Annotated in this window: 1 protein-coding gene; it reads left to right on the top strand. The window is 42.2% G+C overall.

The genetic code is table 11. The features are described from left to right. Nucleotides 1-79: 79 nt before the first annotated feature. Nucleotides 80-21,118, top strand: coding sequence for a protein kinase (locus tag HYS07_05670; GenBank protein ID MBI1870667.1), 21,039 nt, complete (start codon nucleotides 80-82; stop codon nucleotides 21,116-21,118). Nucleotides 21,119-21,153 lie beyond the last annotated feature (35 nt).

The raw sequence follows: 21,153 nt of genomic DNA, 5'->3' as shown, positions 1-21,153 counted from the left end.
TTGAGTTTATCGAGAGAGAGTCGAGAAGTTTACTTTATCAAACGGAGAGAAAAGTTATGCTTTTCTCAAGAGAAGGATTATGGGGATTTTTAATTTTAAATTTTTCAAAAAAATTATCAGCTCAACGGTTGTTCTGGCCTTTCTGGCTCAGGACAACCTCTCCCTTTACGCCTCTTTAGGGGCTAAAGAAGCGGCGTCCATTTCTTCTCTTGAAAATTCTTCCTCTATTTTTATTCCGACAGAGCTGGGACGGGTGATCGAGACGTATCAAGCGCCGAACTCAAGCCATACCGTTTTCCTCTTTCAGGATATTCATGCCCATCCTCAAGCTCAGAAAAATACGGTGGACCTCTTAGAATATCTCGCTCAAAAATATAATCTTAAAAGGATCAACATCGAAGCCGCCTCGGGTGAGCTCTCGACCCAACGCTTTCGATCTTTCCCCGATAAAAAAATATTAAAAGAGGTGTCCGAGGAATATCTCAATTTGGGTCAGCTCACGGGTGCTGAGTTTGAAGCGATCAATGGAGAAAAGCCTCTTCAACTTTATGGGATTGAGGATATCCATCTCTACTTAAAAAATTATCATGCCTACCGGGATACGGTCTCTCTTCGCAAAGAATTGAAAGAGCATATTGCTAAATTAAAAATTTTAATGGCTCAGTTTTCGGATTATGTCTATACAGGTGAAGTTCAGAGTTTTGTAAGGGAATTGAATGACTATCTTACCTACAAAATAGATTTAGAGCATTTTATGGGAAGTCTCATGAGGGAGAGCGAAAAGGCAAAAATCAATCTTGAAAATTTTTCAGAGATTAAGCCTTATCTTGCAACGCTTCCCTTCAAGAAAAATATTGATCTAAAGAAAATTCACAATGAAATGGGAAAGCTTCTCATCGCCGTCAACGGAAAGGCCAGTGATGAGGAAATGGCCAAATTTTTAGAGCAGACTTTATCGTATCGTTTGAATGAGATTGCCCCCTTAGAATTTTATCAGACAGTGAAGAGGTTTATGGAGCTTTCTATGCCTGCTTCGATCCTCGAGCCTCGAGCCTCGAGCATTTCAAATTCTTATCCAAATATCCAAAACTACATGAACTATCTCGAAGCGGTGCAAAAAGTCAGTGATGCCCTCCTCTTTGAACAAATCCAAAAACTTGCCTTTGAAACCTTATTTGCTGAATGTGTGACCGAGGAAGAAAAATCTTTATGCCTCTATTCATCCTTTATTAATCTTCTGGATCGCCTTACAGATCTCTCCATTGAGAAATCTGAATATCAGGAATACGTTTCTAAAAAAGATAAGCTCATTCCAAAAATTTTAAAATTCATTCAGCATGAATCGGGGGCTTACACTGTAGAAGAGCATGCTGAAGATATCCATTATCCCTTGGCCGATCGGCTTAGCCAGATCGAACCTTATTATGAAGCAACGCTTGAACGGGATCATGAAATGACGCTTCGGGCGTTAAATCGCTTGAAAGAGTCTGATGAGTCTTTCGGGGCCGTGATGACCGGGGGGTTCCATACTCCAGCTCTAAAGGAAGCCTTGAAACAGGCGGGCTACTCGTATGTTGTCTTCATCCCTCATTTTAATGCATCTTCTGCGGACCGCTATGAATCTGTAATGATGGGGGAGCTGACCCCTTTTGAGAAATGGGTGGGGGAAAATCTTAGGCTCGAAGCTCGAGGCTCGAAGCTCGAGGCAGAAACAAAAGAAAAAAAACAAACCGAAGAAGCAGAAAATGAATCTCTTCCTATTTCCTCCTCTAGCCTCCAGCCTCGAGCCTCGAGCCAGAAGAGTCTCATGCATTGGCTCATGACCAATGCTGAAGGCCTTCCCGAAGACCGAGCTCCGATTATTGCCTATGAACTTCAGTTGATTTCGACCATTTTAAAAAGTCTTTATGCTGAATTTAAAGCAACTGATGCGGCTGTCAGTCCACAATCTTTTGGTGATTTTGTTGGGGCAAGGCTTCAGGCTATGGGAAAGAGCGGGTTCTCGACTGCGCTCGAACAAGATCGGTCGTCGCCAGGGGCTATTCTTCGAGATTTCTCTCTAGATCTTCAAAATTTAAAATTCATTTTACAAGGAAGCGAGCTTTTATGTGCGATTCCTCTTGAAGGTTTGCCCGGAAAAAATTTAATAATTAATCTCGCTACTTTTTTAATCGATGGAAAAACCAGTCAGGTTATGGGGTTACAGCTGTCTGAGGTAGAAGTTAATATAGCTGCTCTCGAAGCCAGTGGCCCTCCGGTAGCGGAAATAATTCCTCTTTCCACCGCTCAGCCGGTGGGCGAGCATCAGGAATTGGCATTAGGGGATTTAACTTCATTGAGTTCGATAGATTTTGTAATGGTTCTTCAACGTTTACAGATTGGTTTGGTGAATGGAAGTTCCCCTGGACTAGGTTTGAAAAAAGATGAATCTGATTGGCTTAAAGAGAATAATATTTTTATTACCTCTCTAAAAGATTTACCGGGGGCTTTGCGTTCGGGGACAGATTCGACTTCTGTTTTCTTTGAAGGCTCGCGCGGCAAGAGTTCGACCCTCAGTTTTGAAGTGGATGGAAAACTTTATACGGTGATGAGCCTAGAGTCTTTGAAAGAAGCGAGAGCCCTTGATTTTGATATCATGAAAATGATCAGAGGTGTCGCTCTCCATGAGACAAAAGAAAATTTGGCCAAACAATCTAAGGATTCTAAAGTTCAACTTCATGCGCATCGAGTTGGGGTGGTTGCAGAATATAGAGCTTCTCAAGGAGAAAGAATTCGTTATGAAATTTTCAGTGCAACTCAACGAGGCGATTGGGCTTATTTAGACAATCTCAAAAGTGCTCGTGAATATAAATCAAAGATTAAAGAATATGTCCAGCAAGGTTTGCCTGTTAAATATGCGGATGTCCTTGGTGAGCTGGCCCAAAAAATAGATCAATGGAAGGAAGAAGCCTTAATCAGATTTTCACAATCTATATCGCTGGAAGAAGGAGTTTGGAAGAAAGGAGAATTCTACCGCATTTCACCTGATCTCTTATCTGGAAAAATTTTACAGGTCAAACTCGCAGGTTATTCAGAGGCGCCTATTACTATTACATATGATTCAGCAAAGGGTCAATTCATTGTGGTTTCTGGTGAGAGCGTCATTCAGGTTGGTGATCAAGAATTACGGGTTGGAAGTTCGCCATTTGCTGGAAGCTCTCCGAAGAGTCTCAATTTAGTTATTAAGGATTCTGAAAGTCTGATATCTCGTTTTCATCTTTCATTAAAGAAGGATAGTCAGGGTCATTTGATTGTAAGGCATCTTGGAAAGAATAAGAGCCCTTATTCACTATCCTCTGTAGAAAAACCGTTGTCCTACACACAGGCAGAGGTTGAAGAAATTTACAACCGCTTTCGAGTATCTCTTCAAAGTGGAAATCCTTCAATAGAAGTAAGCTTTTCCCCCAAAAATAGAGATACAGAGCTTTTTAAAAATATTGAAATTATCCTCAAAAAAGGACAGGGCTATGCTGCCGCCGCAGAATTTTTAAGGGAATTTTTTAAACCCTACCATTTTGTTTTCCAGAGTAGAAGAGCTTATGGTTCGATCTTGCTCGGTCGCCTAGATTCATACATTCCGATCAGTTTAGGTCTTCATCCCCCATTTCGTATCCTTTTTGTTCATCCAGATTACGATAATCGAGGAAATGCCCGAGGTTTTAAAATTCCGGGAATAAATGATGAAGTTTATGTTCTATTGCAGGATAGCGAGAGTCGGCGGGAACTTTCTAGTGAAGAACTTGAGCGCTTAAGACTTTCCACAGGTTATCATGAAGCTTTGCATAATTTTAATGCTTTATTAAAAAAGATAAATCCACATTTTAAATTGAGTTTTGCTGATGATGAATATACGGCTTACGTTGCCTCCTTGATTGCCATTCCTGATGAAGTCAATGTGAAGCGTTTTTTTGAGACAGAGCTTTTTGGCTATTGGGAAGAGGCCGAATTAGCTAAAGCCCAAGCGCGTGGACGAGGTGAATCAACTTCAAACACTTTGGCTGTTGAAAGCGACGATAAAGGGGGGCATTCCAAGGCCATTCATCATTTATTCAAAGAATTTGCCAAAAAAGTTTCTGCAAGGACCGCAATTCCAATTGTTATTCCTAAGTTTATTGATTTGCAGGGGTTGTCTAGGAGTGAACAAAAGGAAAAATTAAAGGCTATCTCGCAAAAAATTTGGCTAGATTTAGGCCAGGATTCCAACAAGATTCATGATATTGCTTTGGAACTCATGAAAGAGTTTTACAGGGATGAAAAAGGACTTGGGTATGTCCCAGATTTTGTAGAGGATACAAGCTGGATGAGGGCTCATGAATTGTCTCGTGTCTATGTTAGAGACGGCAAAGAAGTTGGGTTAAATAAACAGCTTCCTCTTCTCGAAGAAGGGGACCTTGATTCTGTAAAGAAAGTTGCTGCTTATTTGGCGGTACATTATAGCTATTCTGATTTAGAGGCCGCTCTTCGTTTTTACCAAGCAAATGTTGCTGTGGTGACCCCTGCTTTGAAGGAAGTGATTAATTTTTTAAATGGTTCATATTTAAACATAAAGGATAAAATAAGTGCTTTGAAGCAAGCTCTTACGAGTACAGCCACAATTGTTGAGGGTATTAATGGAAAACATGATTCTACTGTACGCGAGGTTGTTCCAGTTTCCATTGCTTTTAAACCCAGCGGTATTTTTACATCTATGCCGGCCCGTTCTGTGGAAGGGGATTCAGCGATATTGGTTCCTTCGGTTGAGCCTCGCAGACTTGATATAGCTGAAACGGTGAAACTGGAAGTTTTGGGGGGACAAACGGTTGTAGAAAGGCCTGAATTAGAGAGCTTCAAACAAAAGCTGAGGCCTTTACCTATACGACCTGAGCTTAAGGATCAACTGGTCCTATTTGTATCAAATTGTCTTGAAACCAGGACGGTTCATCTTTCCGTGTTTGACCGCACTTTCCAAAATCCTCTTGGCGGACTTGAGCTGACCCAAGATGAGATAGGGGCTTTGATGATCGCACTATCCTACATTCCGGATGTTGGGGATGCAATTCTCAATCATATGGTTAGCCATCTTTTTAATGATTTTCTCTTTCAAAAATATAAAAAAGAGGAAAGAGGCATAGATCGGGAAGGACAAAATTTGCTTTCATATCTCCAAAGAAATTTTGTCCTGGGAAGAGAAGCAGAGTGGAAATCATCTATTTTATATCATCTAGTTTTGCTCCACCTTGAGGCTCGAGCACGTAACATTGCGATTGAGGCACCCATTCCAGAGTCTTTCATAAAAGAAATGGAAGAGGCCGTCAGTTTTCTTCCCCGCCCCATGACGGATGCCTATCGTACCTTTATTGCTTTTTCAGGTGCGGAAAGAGGAATGTCTTCACTGGGGGTAGCTCGGCTTGCTCAAACGGTTCTTTCCCTTTCACTTAATTTTCAACTGTTAGAGCAACAAAGAACAAGTGAGCCGATGGCGGTCACATTTTTTCATGAGCTGTGTCACAAACTCTCGACGGGCTCAAATCGTGAAAAAACGCCTCTCTTCTCTGTTGATCGTTGGATTCGTATGAGTAAGGCTTCGGGGTTTACCGCTTATATTGATGATGCAGGGAGCAGGTTTACAATGGATCAGCTTGCTTCCCTCAGTATTGAGGGCTTTAGATCATTGCAACCAGACGGTTGGGTTCGTCAGGAACGAGGAGAAGAGGTGGTTTATGTGAGTTCGGATCTTTATGAATATATGAATTTGTTGAACAAAAAAGATATGATCCAGCTAACAGGCGATGTTTTCCAAATAGATGAGGAAATCGCTCAATTTAAAGAGACAAAAGGGGATGATCTATTTGGTTTTCTTGAGGCTCGAGCGATTCAACTTCGTCAGGCAGGTATTTCTTTCAGCCAACTTAGAGAAGATAAAGAGGGAGACCGGTCTCATTGGAAACAAAATCCCCATGAGGTGGTCGCCATTGCGGGTTCATGGTACATGATGAATTCAAAGGAGTTGGAATATCTCTTAAAAAATCTTTCGCGGAGCTCAGAATTACTTCAGAAGTTTGGAGTAGAGGCAGAAACTTATTTTCGCGATGCCCTGGGCGTTTTGAAAGAAACTTTTTTTACTTCTACCGATCGAAAGGGAAATCTTTTGACCTATGACTTTGATTTTTATAAAGGAAATATTATCCAGAGGATTCATCAGCCGCTTCCTCTTCCTCTTCAAAAGCTTTTATCTTCTGTTGGAAATGGACTTTCCCAAGTCACCGATGAGGGGGTGGATGAGCGTTTTCTTGCCTTTTTTAAAGAGGTGCAAGATTGGGATCAGATTCGTGCATGGGTGAAAGAATTTAATCTTTCTGAAGAACTTCAAAAGGCTTTTGAACGACAGAGAAAGGCGGTTGTGGATACCCTTTTAATGAAGGCGGAAGAAAGGGCTCATCAGAATTATTCTTGGATTAAAGTTCATTCAAAAATCAAAAATTTCCGAGAAGTCCGTTTAAACTCTACAGGTTCAGTTGGAATGGGGAGTGATTATGACCTCAGCATTCTCAATGAAGGGTCCGAGCGGATTTTGATGGCCTTTGATGATGTTTGGAAAGAGGCGGGCTTTCAAGATTCTTCTTATCAGGTTTTCGATGCAAATTCTTATGGAGACCCCTTGATCATCGATATCTCTCGCCAAGAAGATTCTCTTCGTCGTCAACAGGCATTGCTATTGGAGACTCAGGTCGCCTATACTGCTTTTTTGATCGATGGGGGGGGTCCTTCCCATGAAATGTGGAAGTCTTTAAAGGAAATTCCTTCCTTGCAAGATTTTTTGGCACAAGCCGAGGCCTACTATGGAAAAGTACAAGGGCAGCTTGCCGCTGAAATCTCAAATTTGGATCCAACAATTCCAGAGGGATTGCGGGAAGAAGAAGCCAGACGTCGAATTTTACGAAGGAAGCTTGAGAGATTAGCTCGTTTCAAGGAAGAAAATAATGTCGTCACTCAAGAAAATATTATACCGCTGAGTATGTCCCAGAGAGTTCAGTTGTTAAGCCTCTCCATGGAAGTCCGTCTTTTCGAGAAAGATCCTCACTATTCTACAGGGGCTATTTTCCATGTGGTCAATCAAATGCAGAAAGAGGGTGAGAGAATTGAATTCATCGATATGACGCCCTTGCGTTACCTTCATTCCATGACTGAGCTCTTAGGTAAATTTGAGCACCAGAGAGAGTCGTATCAGGGGGATCCGATCCAAACTTTAATGAAGACTGCCAAATATATGGCTCGAATTCGTGATGCAGGATTGAAGGCAGGTCTCTCAGGCCCAGGAATGGAAACACTTCATGCACTCGCAAAGAAGGCGTTATATGTAAAGGGTATTCTTAAATCACGTGAGGCTGTTGCTCTAGAACTTCAAAAATGGGTAGAACCCTCTTCGGGAAGAGCTCCTCCTGTTTTGTTAAATAAACTTGCAGGTGTTCGTGGCCCTCCAGGACGAGAACAACAAATTTCAGCTGAACAAATTGCTCAAGCAATGGTAGATCTTTCTAGAGAAATCATTCTAAATATTTATCAAGGCCTTTTACCCACGGCCATGCGTGAGCTTCAACCTCCGACTCAATCTCGGCTTGGGCTCTTGCCTAGACTTGCGAGTGTGCCTGCGGTTGTTGCTCCATCTTTAGGTGAAATACCTCTAGTCGGATCTATGAGACGGGAACCATTTGTGGGCTATCCGGGTGATGACTCAGCTCTTCCACTTTCCTTGGCTGCATCTGGATCTGTGACTGATAAAGTTTCGCCTTCTCTTGTATGGTCAGGTCAGCCCATTTTAAATCCTGTAACGGATCAAGCAGTAGAACCTTCTCTTTCTCTGAAAAATTTTCCAAGAGGCCATCATGGAGGGCATGAGGGCACTGCTACAGCCCTTGCTATTCAGGTAAGGCAAGATCTTTGCAGTCAGGGGAAGCCAAGTCAAGCATTTGACGAAGTTTTGAGACATGAAAGTGGAGAATGGCAAATCATTCAGATTATTTTAGCTGCTTTGGGTGAAAGGGACTCTCAATTAAAAACACAGCTACTTGCTCTTCCGGGTGTAGAGGAGCGTTTTGATGCTGATGAGCGGGATCATCCCAATACTGATAAAGCTCTTATTCTAGCCACAATCATTGCCCATCAAGTTCAATCCTACCTTGAAGCGGGTCAAACACCTGAAGGATTGACTCAATTAAGCCGTTTGAAAATATTAGAGATGAATGGGACTGAATTGGCAGGATTTGTTGAAAGTGCATTTAAGGCCGAAAATATTCAAGCAAGAATTAATTATCAAAATCAATTGTCTGGGCTCATCAATCCTCTTTTGCAAAAATATCGCTATCCGATTCTTTCGATAGATTCTATTCATACCTATGAAGAAAGGTTTAGAGATGAGGCGAGAAGAGAACTTAAAGGAAGGATGAATTGGCTCTATCCCGTTTGGAATTGGTTGAGGCAGCATGGAATTCTTGCCCGAAGAATGAGCGGTGTCATTTTGAGCCTAAGCCTCTTAAGCAGTGGAAGTTTAGCCCCCGCTCTTCTGCGAGTTCCCTCGATTAATCCGCCCAATATCACCGGTGGCGGCGCTCGTAAGAATATTTGGAGCGAGGGAGATAGTTTGGGGAAAGAGGGTGATGGAGTGATTCTAATCAAAGCGCAACAGATTCAGGGGCAAAGGGTAGCGCTCCGTCTTGGGAAAACCATTAACCTAGAGAAAACAGTTGAATTGCCTATTTCCACACAGGGAGAGGTGACAACGGAAACCATTAATAATGAAGCCATCACTTGTCGTATTTTTAATTATGACAGTCAGAATGAAAGTGATGTCATCGGCCAGCATCTAAAATCTTTTACAGGGGCCTATCTCTTGCCTGTTGAAAGTAGTGATGGACAAAATCCTGTTTATTACATCTTTATGGATCAGAGTCTTAATGAGTCCGAACGTGCCGAGGCGCTTCAGTTTGAAAAGCTGAAAGCCGCTTGGTATCACAAGCTGCGTTGGACATTGCCGCAAGATTTGGAGTTACAAGCAAAAATTCCTCCATCCTTTATGGAGAAAGGCCGCCCCAATATTATTCGAATGGCTCATGTGCTGGCCTGGGGCTCTTTGATTAAAGAAAATAGTTGGAGCATCGTTGACAATTCAACCTTTCTCACACGTCAGGTGAATGAGTACGTTTCGAATGTTGAGGTTTCTTCTCAAGATAAAAGCGCTTTTTTTAGCCAAGATCGAAGTGCTCACAGCCAGTTGAGGAAATTGTTCTTTGACGGAAAGGATGGTGAAATATTTGTATTTGATTGGTTTGAGACAAGCCTGAAGGTTTATGGGGAGGTTCTTCTAAAGGGTGAATCTTTCAGACCAACCTATACCCAGCCTCAAGCAGAAGGGATTTATTCAATGTTATTGAAATTCTTTCAAGGCAAGCTTCAGGCGGATGGTGGTGAATATCAGACCTGGATCAGTGACATGAAAAGGAAAAATCCCAAACTTGTGGAATCTGTGGGAGCCGTTCTTCAAAAGAGCTGGAATTATACACAAGCCGCTGAATTCTTAAGACAATTCTTCAAGCCCTATCATCTTGTCTTTTATGCCCACCCGTCCGACATCGTTCTTTTGGGCCGCCTAGACTCTTATATCCCGATTCATCTTGAGCCCTATTCAGAATTTCGGGTTGCCTTTGTCAGACCAGATTATACGAATAAGGATAATTACAGATGTTTTGCTCCGAGCAAGCAGGATGAGGTTTATGTTCTTCTTAAAGAGGGGAGAGACGAGCGCTTGACATTATCCACCGTTTATCATGAAGCGATTCATAAATTGAATGAGTTGGCAGACTTGTTGAACAAGGGGCTTTCACGCCCTAACGATGAATACACGGCTTACCTGGGTTCTTTAGCGGCCATCCCGGATGAAATCAACGTTATGAGATTTTTTGAAACAGAGCTTTTTGAATATTGGAAAAAGGTTGAAGAGGTAAAAGAGCAAGTTCGTCAGCAAGGCGGTTTAGACACTGGTACTATGGCCATACCCCAAATTGAAAAGGGACATGCCCAGGCCATTCATCACTTGTTCAAGGAGTTTGCAAAAAAACTTTCTTCGCCGACAGGAACACAGATCATCATACCAGAGCCTGAAGCAATGAGAAACCTGGATAGAGAGAAACAAAAGGAAAAACTACTTGCAGTTTCAGGTCAAATTTGGGAGGCAGCAGGCCGTGATTCTAAAAAAATTCGTGAGATTGCTCTAGAACTATTGAAAGAGTTCTATAAAAGGGAGTTTAAAGAGATTCCAGTTTTTATTGAAGATACAGCCTGGATGTCCGCGCATGAGTCTGGCAGAACTTATATTCGTAACGGTCAAGAAGTGAGCGAGGCAGCTCTTAGTCTTCGTGAGCGATTTCTGATCAAGCCATCAAAGACCTTCTGGGGAAGGATCCTGATCACGTGGGTAGCACCCATTCTTGAAACGGGTCTCTTTTGGTCTTTAGTGCATGGAAGTGTGGATTATTTCTCTTTGCAGGCGCCTTTGGCTTTGACTGCATTTTTCGTGAGCGGGTTTCTTTTTTCGGCTGGACATGTGATTGTGCTGTGGATGATCGATCGCTATCGCTTGCCCAGCGATCAGCGCTATCGAAATTTTGGGGATGCGTTTAAAAGAGAATTTTTAAACTATTTTGTCGTCTATGTCTACTTTTCCATTTTTTATCTTGGAATTTATGATGTAGCTATATTTATTTTTAGTGCACCTGTGGCACCTTTAGTCAGTGCTTCTATCGGTCTTGCGTTGATTCACTCGATATATAACCGTCTTATTTTACGGGCTCGAGAGGGAAGACTCCCTTCATGGGTGCCACGAGGGGTCAGTGATTTTCTTAAGATCCTTCCTCTGGCTTCGATGGCGGCCCTTGCGCCGCCGCGTAATTCCCCCTCAGCAAGGGGACAAGATTCGGTTGAAGCCGCTCTTCAAACGCAAGATGATGCGAAAGCCTGTGAACTTTTGTGGAATAACCTTCTTAAAGATCCGACTCAATTTCAGAGTACATACACGCGATTGATAGGGCTTGTTCAGAGGCACGATCAGGTCGTTCGCGAAGCTCTTGAAAGGGGTGATAAATCTAGTGCGATGCAGTTATCGGAAAGCCTAAAGAAATTTTGGGAAAAAACTCCAGGGATTACGATTAAACAGAAATCCTCTGATCGAGATAAAAGCTTAGATTTATTACACGAGTGCATGCTTGATTATACCCGAGCGAGTGTTAGTTTTCTTGAAGGGTTAAGGGAATTTGAGCTTAATCAAACGGGTTTTGCCATTGCTAAATTTCAACGGGCATTTAATATAACCCAAGGACGGTTAAGTCCTAATGCCACATTAGATTCAACATTAAGACCTATTTTCGAAAAGACATTTAACGATATCATGAAGGGTTTTGAGAATGTTGCTCAAAGAGCCTATGAGCGAAGAAATCATTTTGATTACGATCGAGTTGTTTCTATTGTGGGGCCTGAACGAACTCGTCAGATGAAACAAAAATTATTCCCATTTTTAAAAGATTCAGCCCCGGAAAATTGGATGGCTTCTTTTCCTGAACAAAATTTGCCACCGCTTGGAGAAAAGTACAAAATTCTTGGATTATTGGTGAGTTCAAGTATCGCCAAGGTCTTCGAGGTTGAATTAGTTAAACCTCTTGAATCAGATGAACCAAAAGGCTCTTATTCCGCAGGAACACGGTGTGTTGTCAAAGTCCCATTAGATCAAGAACCCGCTATGAGTCAGGGTCAGGCAAGAAATCGTGAAATGGAGATGCAAGAGGCTGTAGTTAAAATTTCGGAAGGTGAAAATATTGTCCCAAGGGTGTTAGAAAAGAGTTCCTATCGAGATCCGACGACAGGGGGGACACGTCACTATTTTGCGATGGAGTATGGATCTGGAAAACAACTGAAAGATTTCATTCAGAGGTTTAGGGCTAAGGAGACTCTGGAAGAGGCCGATATTCAGAGAATGCTGCTATGTTTTAGGAGGATTCTCTTGGCTGTTCAAAAGGTGCATCAGGCAAATATTGTTCATCTTGATCTTAAGCCGGAAAATATCATTTATGATGAGGAGACGGGAAGGATAACCCTTTTAGATTTTGGAATCTCAGTTTCGGTCAATGAAGAGATTCATCGCATAGTTGGAACGCTTGGTTATATGGCCCCTGAGATTGTAGATATAGATCAAATTTCTGAAAGTGCCCCTGGCTATCGCGTTCGATTCTCTTCAGATTTATTTTCACTGGGAACTCTTTTTTTAGAGGCCTTGACTGGCAAAAATCCTTTTGGGGCAGAGGCATTTCTTGACGAAGGTCAAAAACGGCAAGTTTTAACGAATACTGTTGCGGTAGATTTTTTCGAGAAAAATCCTCATCATCCCCGCTTGCTGAATTTACCTTCTCCATGGGTCGATTGGTTGAGAAAACTTCTTGAGAAAGACCCACAGCAACGAACTCAAACCATAGATCAAGCCATTGATGACTTTGATGTTATAGCTTCTACCGGACTTGAAGAGATCAATCTGACAGATCTAGAGTCTCAGGATATTCTTCTGACATGGACGGGTTCTTCGCCAGATTTAGGAAATTCGGTTGTTGTGAAAGTTAGTCTCGAAGATGGGAATTTTAATTTTTCTCGGATCGGATCTAATGATGAGGAAGTAAGTTTGGGATCAAGAGCCACTGATATTTTAGAAGAAAAAATTCTTTTGGGCAGTTTAGGACCTCATACCAATACTAGAAATATTCGCCTTCCTTCGGTTAACGGAGGCACACCGATCGGTCGTGTTTCGCTTCGTGTTAGCGATGGGAAGCTTTTCATTGGCTATAGAGAAGGTCTAACGATTTCTTATGAGGATAAGCCGGGCCAACTTTCACTTGAAGAGGAGGAGATAGGGATTGAAGTCAAGAGAGAACCTGGAGTCTATAGCATGGCGACTCTCGCTGCAAATGCACACATGGGGCGAAATGAAGACAGTTATTTTAGAATTGTTTTGAAGGATGAGATGATTGTAGGAGGCGTCTTTGATGGAATGGGAGGGGCGGCAGGAGGAGAAGTGGCCAGCACCATTGCCAGAGTTGTCGTGAGCGAATATCTTAAACAAAAAATTTCAAATGCTTCAGAAGAGCAAATCCCTTCGATTTTGGGTGAGGCTTATCAAAAAGCTCAACTTGCGATTGAATTAGTTGCAAGTCTTCCCCGTCCTCTTTTTGAGGATGAGTTTTTGGATTCATTTTTAGAAAAAGTTTTGAATTTGCTTCCGGGGCGTTTGAAGTTTTCATTTGATGTCTCGGAAATTCGTGGGGTGATGAAGAGTCATTTTGCTGCTTATTCAATTGAAAATCTTTTATCTAACGCCGTTCTGGGTTATCTGAAATCTGTATATGGTCAGGATGTAGATAAACAATATAATTTTCTTACTTTAAAAGATTCTGTTTTAAATGATTGGAAGAGATTCTTTACTATAGAGGTAGGAAAACAGTTTTCAAATACTTTTCTTAATTTGAAACAAGATGATGCTAAAAAATTGATAGGAAATTTTGTAAAGGAAATGAATAGGAAAATGGATCGGGCAATCAATGAGAATCAATCTATAGAAGCATTTTGGAAGGCGTTTTTCCCCCTTTCAAATATGGGAACAGCGGGAGGAACTTCGATCATTGTTCCCCAATCTGATGGGACTTCCAATATTTACGTGATTAATGTAGGGGATACCGGTTTTTATTTGAAGGAACCCGGTAAAAAATTACGTGTGATGACCATTGATAATTATATTCCTTCAGAAGAACAAAGAAACAGGTCTATCTCTTTGGATGAGGCTGATAAGGCTAGAAAAAACACCCCTCAACTTTTCTTGGCCTCCGTTCTAAGTCTTCGTGATTGTGATCGTTGTGAGAACTTGCTTCCTAGCAATCTTCAAGGAAACCCTAAAGAAGTTTTTGAAAACAGGAACGCCCTCGGAACTTCTCTAACACCGGGTATGAAATGTATTCCTGTTATCGTAAAAGCTGAGGGAGTGAAGGCTGGCACTCGCTTAATAGGGGTGTGCGATGGACTGAGAGATAATTTACCCGACGAGACTCCAGGCGGTTCGATCCACGATTCAATTGATAAAATCATGGATGAAACAGCCCCTGGAGAGGCCCCTCTTCTTCTGATTCAAAAGAGTCGTGAAGTTAGAGATACATCTGCCAATAAAGGTTCTACACATCCTTTACGAGGTCGTGCAAAAGATGATGACATGACCGGTTATGAAGAGGTGATTCAGCCTTCAAAATTTGCTCCTCTTGCAGTCCAGCCTTCAGCTCAAAGAAAAGTTTTAGAACTGAAAGATTTGCCTCTAGAAAATACCCCCTTAGGTGAAGTAAAGACTGCAAAGGATCAACCGGGGCCTTTATTGCGTTTTCCGATGAGTGTTTTGGAAAAGAAAGATTTGATTCTTAGAGTGCCTGGAGCACGCAGTGAGGAGTCGATTGAAGTCAGAGTTTCACTCCAACTGGATGGAGGGGTTGCTTTGTCTTTTGAAGGGAAAGGAATTTCTTCTACGAGTCTTTGTAAATGGAATAAGGATCATCTTACTGCTGGCCAAATTTTAGGAAGGGATGATAAGACTTTACTCCGTCTGTTTCAAGCTCTTTCAGAAAAACATGTCAGAATCCAAAGAGTTGAAGATGACTTGGAAGTAGAACATTTGGGTTCTCGAACCTCATTTAGGGGTGAAGAAAAACCACCCACGCCATTCGTTGAATCTGCTGTCAAAGTAGAAGCAGAAAAATGGATAAATGAATTGAAAAGCGGAGACAGTCTTCCGGTAGGACCCGGCAACTTCTCAAACCGAACCTTAGTTTTAGGAGTGAAAGGGTTAGTTAAAAAACTTGGCGCACCCGAAAGCTTTGATAAAGAGATATTACATATAGATTACCGTTCAGGACAGTTTGTCCTTTCTCTTCCTAAAAAGGGGGATAAGATTTTTGCCCCTGGCCGGCAGCCGGGTGTTGAAAACTTTATCTTAGAACAAGGTAAAGTCGTCACAGTTGGAAGCCGCGCTAAAAAAACTGCTGAATCGGATCTTCTCTTGCCAGATGATACTAACGCTAGAAAGATTTCAACACCTCAGTTTTCCTTAAATTTAAGCCAAGATGGACAAACCCTTATCATCACTCAAATAGGGCAGACATTCCCCACCCAATACCGTTGGGAAGCACTTGTTTCTGCTTCTGGAGTTACTCCAATTTTCCAATCCCACACCATTGGAGAAAATAAGGACATTCAACTTTCTGATTTAACTACCCTTACAGATACTCAATTTGTTGAGCAGCTAGAAGGTATGCAAGAGGAGATGCGAAAAGCATGTAGCAAGTTTGGTCTTGATGCTCAGTCTTTAGAGACAGTCACAGCAGGGGACCCAACCCATCATATTCTCTTCACAACTCTAAATGGCCTTCCTGGCCGGATCAGTTCTCAAGATCTTCATTATTTCACGGATTCAACGGGTAAGAGCAGAAGCTCCTCCATCAGTTTTGTGGTGAATGGTCAGCTTTACACGGTGATCAGTGTGGATTATTTAAAAGATAAGCCTGATGAAAGCTTAGATGTTCAAAAAACTGCCCGAGGTATTGTCGTTCATGAGAGGTCGGAATATCAAGAGCTGATAGAGAGGATGGGTGAAGCTCAGGTAGACACGATAGCTGCTCTTCCTGAATCGCTTAGAAGAGAAGCCCATCAGACGGGTGTCAGAACAGAATTTGCTCAGACTCATGGCGAAAGAATTCATTGGGACATCCTCCTTGCTGCCAAGACAGGAAATATTCAATATCTTCAATCTCTGAAACCTGCTTCTCAACTTAAGCTTCCAACAGGTGCAAAAGATCTTGAGGGCTTAGCCAATCAAGTAGATGAGTGGAAGATCGAAGCCCTTTTGAGTTATCATTCGACGAATCCTCTTGTTTCTCCTCTTTTACCAGAGGTCAGAAATAATCTTGAATCCCTTCAAAGAGGAGGTGCCTCTCTTGAAAGCCAGCTTCATTTAGCCAATGCCTATATTGCTCTAATTGCAGGTCTTGAAAACTTAAACAGTGTTCAAACTCCAAGAACATTGGATTCCTTTGAGCAATCTTGTGAGTTTATTTTACAGACACTTACAACTTCTCCAAAAACCGTCATTTTAAATTTTGATGCCTTTACTGCCGCATTCACAGGCTCCTTGAATACTATGCTTACAAGGTTGGAAAAATGGGAGATTACTAAAGATATAAAACGAATTGCTTCTTTTTCTGAGAGTTTCTTAAATGGATTAGATAAGAATATCTATAAAAGTCGTATCACTGATCATAAGAATATAATTGCAAGTATAGATTTATCGATTGGAGAAGCCCAAGATGCTATTCGTAAATTAGAAGGCAAGCAATTATCAGAATATCCCTATATGGGGTCAAGGCTCGAAAATCGTTATGACATTGTTGGCTACCTTGCCCAAGGCGGAATGGGAAGGATTTGGATTGCAGAGGATGAGAATGGCAGACGCGTTCTGATTAAAGAGGCATTGGATCAAGACAAATTACCTTTCTTTAAGAGGGAGGCTGAACTTCAAGCCAAAATTCATCGTAAAGATGTTGCAGCAATTTATGATTTTGGAGAAGGAACTTTCGTTTCAGGTGTAGAGAAAAAAGAGAAAAAGTCCTTTTTTATTGCGATGGAATGGGTAGAAGGGGTGACCTTCGATGATTGGGTGAAGGATTTTCCATCATCTGGGGCTTTTTCGGTGGACGACATGATCAAACTGGCTCGCGTATCGCTGAATTTTCTGAACTCCTTACAAGGAGTTCAAGACGGTGATGTCAATCATCATGATGTTAAAGAAGATAATGTGATCGTAGATCCGATAACGCTTCAGACCCAATTGATCGATTTTGGACTTGCAAGGTCTAAAACAGATGACCTTTCTAAAGATGGAGGACAAGTATCAGGCAGTTCCTCTTATTTATCACCGGAAAAGTTATTAACACAGATGTTTCAGCAACATTTAGAACCGGTTGATGTCAGTGATCCAGATCCTTTAAGACGTTCTGATTTATATGGCATGGCTGTTATGATTTTTCATGTTTTGAGTCATGGAAAAGATCCTTTTTCTGATCAAGATATTCAAGAAGAAGAAATTTCGTGGATAAATGCAAACCAATTTTTAAAAGGAGTTCATGGAGGTTTGAGAGTACTTGTTCAACAATATCCAGCATTTAGAAAAACAGTGAATGTGTTTTTAAGAAAATTGTTTGCACAGCCTAATCTGAATATTTTGGAAGATAACAGGCCTCTGGGTCGAGGAGAGGGAGAAATGTGGAAATTGTGGATCGAGTGGGTAAAGAAGGGATTACATAACGAGCTTGCGGCAAATCGTTCCTCGGTGGTTGTTGATGGAGAAACTCAAAAAGTTTTGAATCCAGCAAAAAACAGAATGGATTTTGAGGAAGCGAGAGAAAAGTTGCTCGAGATTATTAGCCTTGGTGAAAAGCTGAAGGCGGAAGAATCCAGCATGGCCAGCTTCTTATCGGCAGGAGGAGATATGAGCTTTACTGGACAGGGTGAGTGGGGTCTAATGGGTATGGAAGGATGGGACACTGAAACTTCAGGAGGTTCTGGAAGCTTTAACTCCCATGTCGTTGGAAATCACCCGGATATTCAGCTTTCGGATGTGACGAGTTTGAGTGTGACGGATTTTGTAAATCGAATTAAAACGACTCAAACAAACACGCGTGATCAGTGTGCCCAGTGGGGCCTCGATCTCGAAGAGATAGATCAAACGGCATTGGCCCAAAACGTGCAAGTTCTTTATGTTCGGTTAAGCGACTTACGAGAAATGCCGGGAGGTGATCGTCAAAGAGATTCTCACTATCTTACCAATATCATCGGAGCCCGCAGTCCATCCATCAGTTTTGTGGCGAATAACCAGCTTTACACCCTCATCACCGTCGATTATCTTGAACCCTCTGGCGAGCTTGATACAGACATTGATAGAGTGGTGAGTGGCATTGTGACCCATGAAGGAAGTGAATATCAAAGATTGCTTGAGCTAATGAAGAAAGTGGGAGTCAGTCGAATCGACCAGTTGTCTATTGACCTTCGTCAACAAGCCCATCGTGTGGGTGTCGCCGCTGAATACCGTGCCTCAAAGGGTGAGCGCATCCATCATGATCTTTTGCTGGCTAGGAAGAGAAGCGACCAGAAATATTTACAAGGTTTAGCGCCCTCTGAAAAATTGATTCTCGAAATCCGCAATGATCCAAACATTTCTCATAATGATCAAGCTTCCCTTGAGAGTTTAGCACAGGATGTCGACCGATGGAGGGTTGAAGCCACTGTGTTTTCACATCTGACAAAGGCTTCCAGTGCGCATCCGGATCGAAATGAGGACAATCGATTTGCGATGGTTTTAAGGAATGGCTGGAGGGTATCGGGCGTTTTGGATGGCGTGGGAGGTCGTCCTGGAGGGCAGGTCGCCAGTACCCTTGCCAAGATTGTGATTTCCTCTATCCTTTCCGAGGAATTAGAGGAGGCCTCGGATGAAGATCAGGTTTATACAATCCTTGCTCGCTCTTTTAAAAGGGCCCACTCTGTCATAGAGAAGATGAGCCAAGTTCCAAATCCTTATATGATCTTAGAAGAAGTGCCGGAATCGATGATCGAGTCCTACTTAGATAACATCATCTCTCGTGTGTTGCGCATCCCCTTAAGCGCCCATGATCGCAATCAGATCAAAAGAGTTTTGAGAAAATCCTTTTCTTCTGAGCCGTCAATTTTTACACCCGAATGGGTCGAGGAGATGAAGAGAGGGTCAACGACCCAGGGTGATGTCGAATCTTTAAGGAAACATTTTCGCGATAATCAAAGGGGTATATTAGAGGCTTTTGATGCAGTATCTCGATCTGAGGCGCGGATTAATGAGTTGGAATCTTTCTTCTACGGAAAGGATTGGAATATTTTTTTAAAACTTTTTCCGATCAATAGAATGGGGACAACAGCAGCCGTGTCTCTTGTGATCCCAAAAAAAGACGGAACCTATATGGTCTATACCATTAATGCGGGCGATTCTCGGGTCTATTTACGAAGGCCTAAGACAAAACTTTTACCTTTAACGATAGACAATTATCCAGTGACAACCTCTTCGTCACTTCTTATTTACGATGCCCGAAGGGCAAAAAAAATACGTTTGATATGGACCTTGCAGCCCTTTTATTCTACTGTGGAGCAGGAGGGTGATTTTGAGAAGTGGGAACATCTCATTCCAAGTGACTTCAATCGATATACTCCTGAGCAACTGTGGCAGAGAAGAAACAGGGTGGTGAATAGCCTGATTGCCAATCATCTATATTTTCCAATAGTCGTTGTAGCAGAAGAGGTTCCATCAGGGTCTTGGCTACTTGAAATGACGGATGGAATCTCTGATCCCCTCAGTGACTCGCAGATGGGAAGAGTGATTTCAAGGGTTCCTGTGAGAGATGTTCCACGCGTCCTGGTTGAGCAGGCAGAAGGGATAGATATCTTAGACGACAGGACCCAACCAAACTTAAACATTCGAAGCAAGGGTTCGGATGATAAGACTGTTCAGGTTCAGAGCCTTATGGATCCACTTGCGATAGCTCCAGCGATGCCCTCTTCTATCACCTCCCGCACCATTGGGTCCGGTCATTTTTCTGAAGAAAATGCCCAAGATATTTATGAGCAGGTTAAACATCGTCAATCGGGACCTGATGGATATGTGGAGCGTTTAAAGAATAGTTTAAGCGTTAGGGGAATGGCGTTGACCGATGCTCAGATCAAAGAATGGTTTACAGACCGCAACATTATTTTTGCAAGTCGCAACGACTCGCCAGATAGGGGGCGGCATCCCTATTATTTCACAACGACGGATGCAGATGGAGTCGTCTCTACTGCTTCTTCTGTCACGGTAGATGTGGATGGCGTTCGCTGGTCAGTCATCCCCATTGAATATTTGATTGAAGCCGCGACGGTAACCCTTTTTGATGGGCGGATTCACTTTAAAGATGTTGTTGATGATATTTTTAATCATGAAGATAGGGAGTTTGGCCTGAAAAAGTCTTCTACCTCGAGCCTCGAGCCTCGAGCCTCGAGCCTTAATGCCCATCGCTCGGGCGTTGCAGCCGAGGCTGGTTGGAGATTGCAGCTTGAGATGAAACTTGCCAGTGGAGAAGAGCTGAATGGATTAGAGCCTTCGAGCACTTTCAAATCCAAAATTGATCAATATGAAATGACGGATGCTGAAAAGCTAAGTTTAAAAACCAAATCTGAACAGATTGATCGATGGAAGGACGAGGAGCTGAAAAACATACGAGTGCTACCCAATCATCTTCGTGTTGCAACAAAAGCTTTCTTAAATCTCTTTGTGAACAGCCGCGAGTCGTTTGGTAAAGGAAAAGGCGTCGTTGATTTTGATTTAGCTAATTTGGTCGATGCAAAGGGAGTCAAGCGACCTGAGGCGGATTTTTATATTGAGATTTTGAAAGAAGCTGCTCAGAAGATGAAAAATAATAAGGGATTTAAAATTGTGCTCATGAATCATGATCAGATTAAAAAGGATTCTTTAAAGAGTGCATTGGGGCCAGAGTTTGACAGCTTGCTTAGCATAACAGGAGAGGAAAACAATAGAAGTGTCTTATTACTTACTCCTGAAAGTAAGGACCTAGCGGGTGAGGCACTGTTCAACTTTATTAAGGCTGAACTTGCCAAACCTGGATATGGATTAGAAGCACTGGAGAAAAAAGACTTTCAATTTATCGTTCATATGGAACATCGTAGTCTCTATGAAGGTTTGATTTCGAAAGATCTTAACATCATTCTCTTAAGCAATGATGAAATCAATATTCAGGTAGATTCTGTCAGTCCCGAGGTGTTAGAAATGATTGGGAAAATTGACCCGAATCTTGCACAACAATTTAGAGAAAATAAAACTATTCATATCGAACGCAAAAACCTTTCTGACGAAATCACTCGCAACAACCTCAAAGCCATCTCAGAACTCGCCGCCGCCGCCGCGTAACAGATTCCCGCATTTTTTGTGACCATCAACTTTAA

This window comes from Chlamydiota bacterium (assembly GCA_016178055.1).
Lineage (GTDB): Bacteria > Auribacterota > JACPWU01 > JACPWU01 > JACPWU01 > JACOUC01.
Note: the sequence above shows the minus strand (reverse complement) of the source record. Positions and strands in the feature narration are given on the sequence as shown.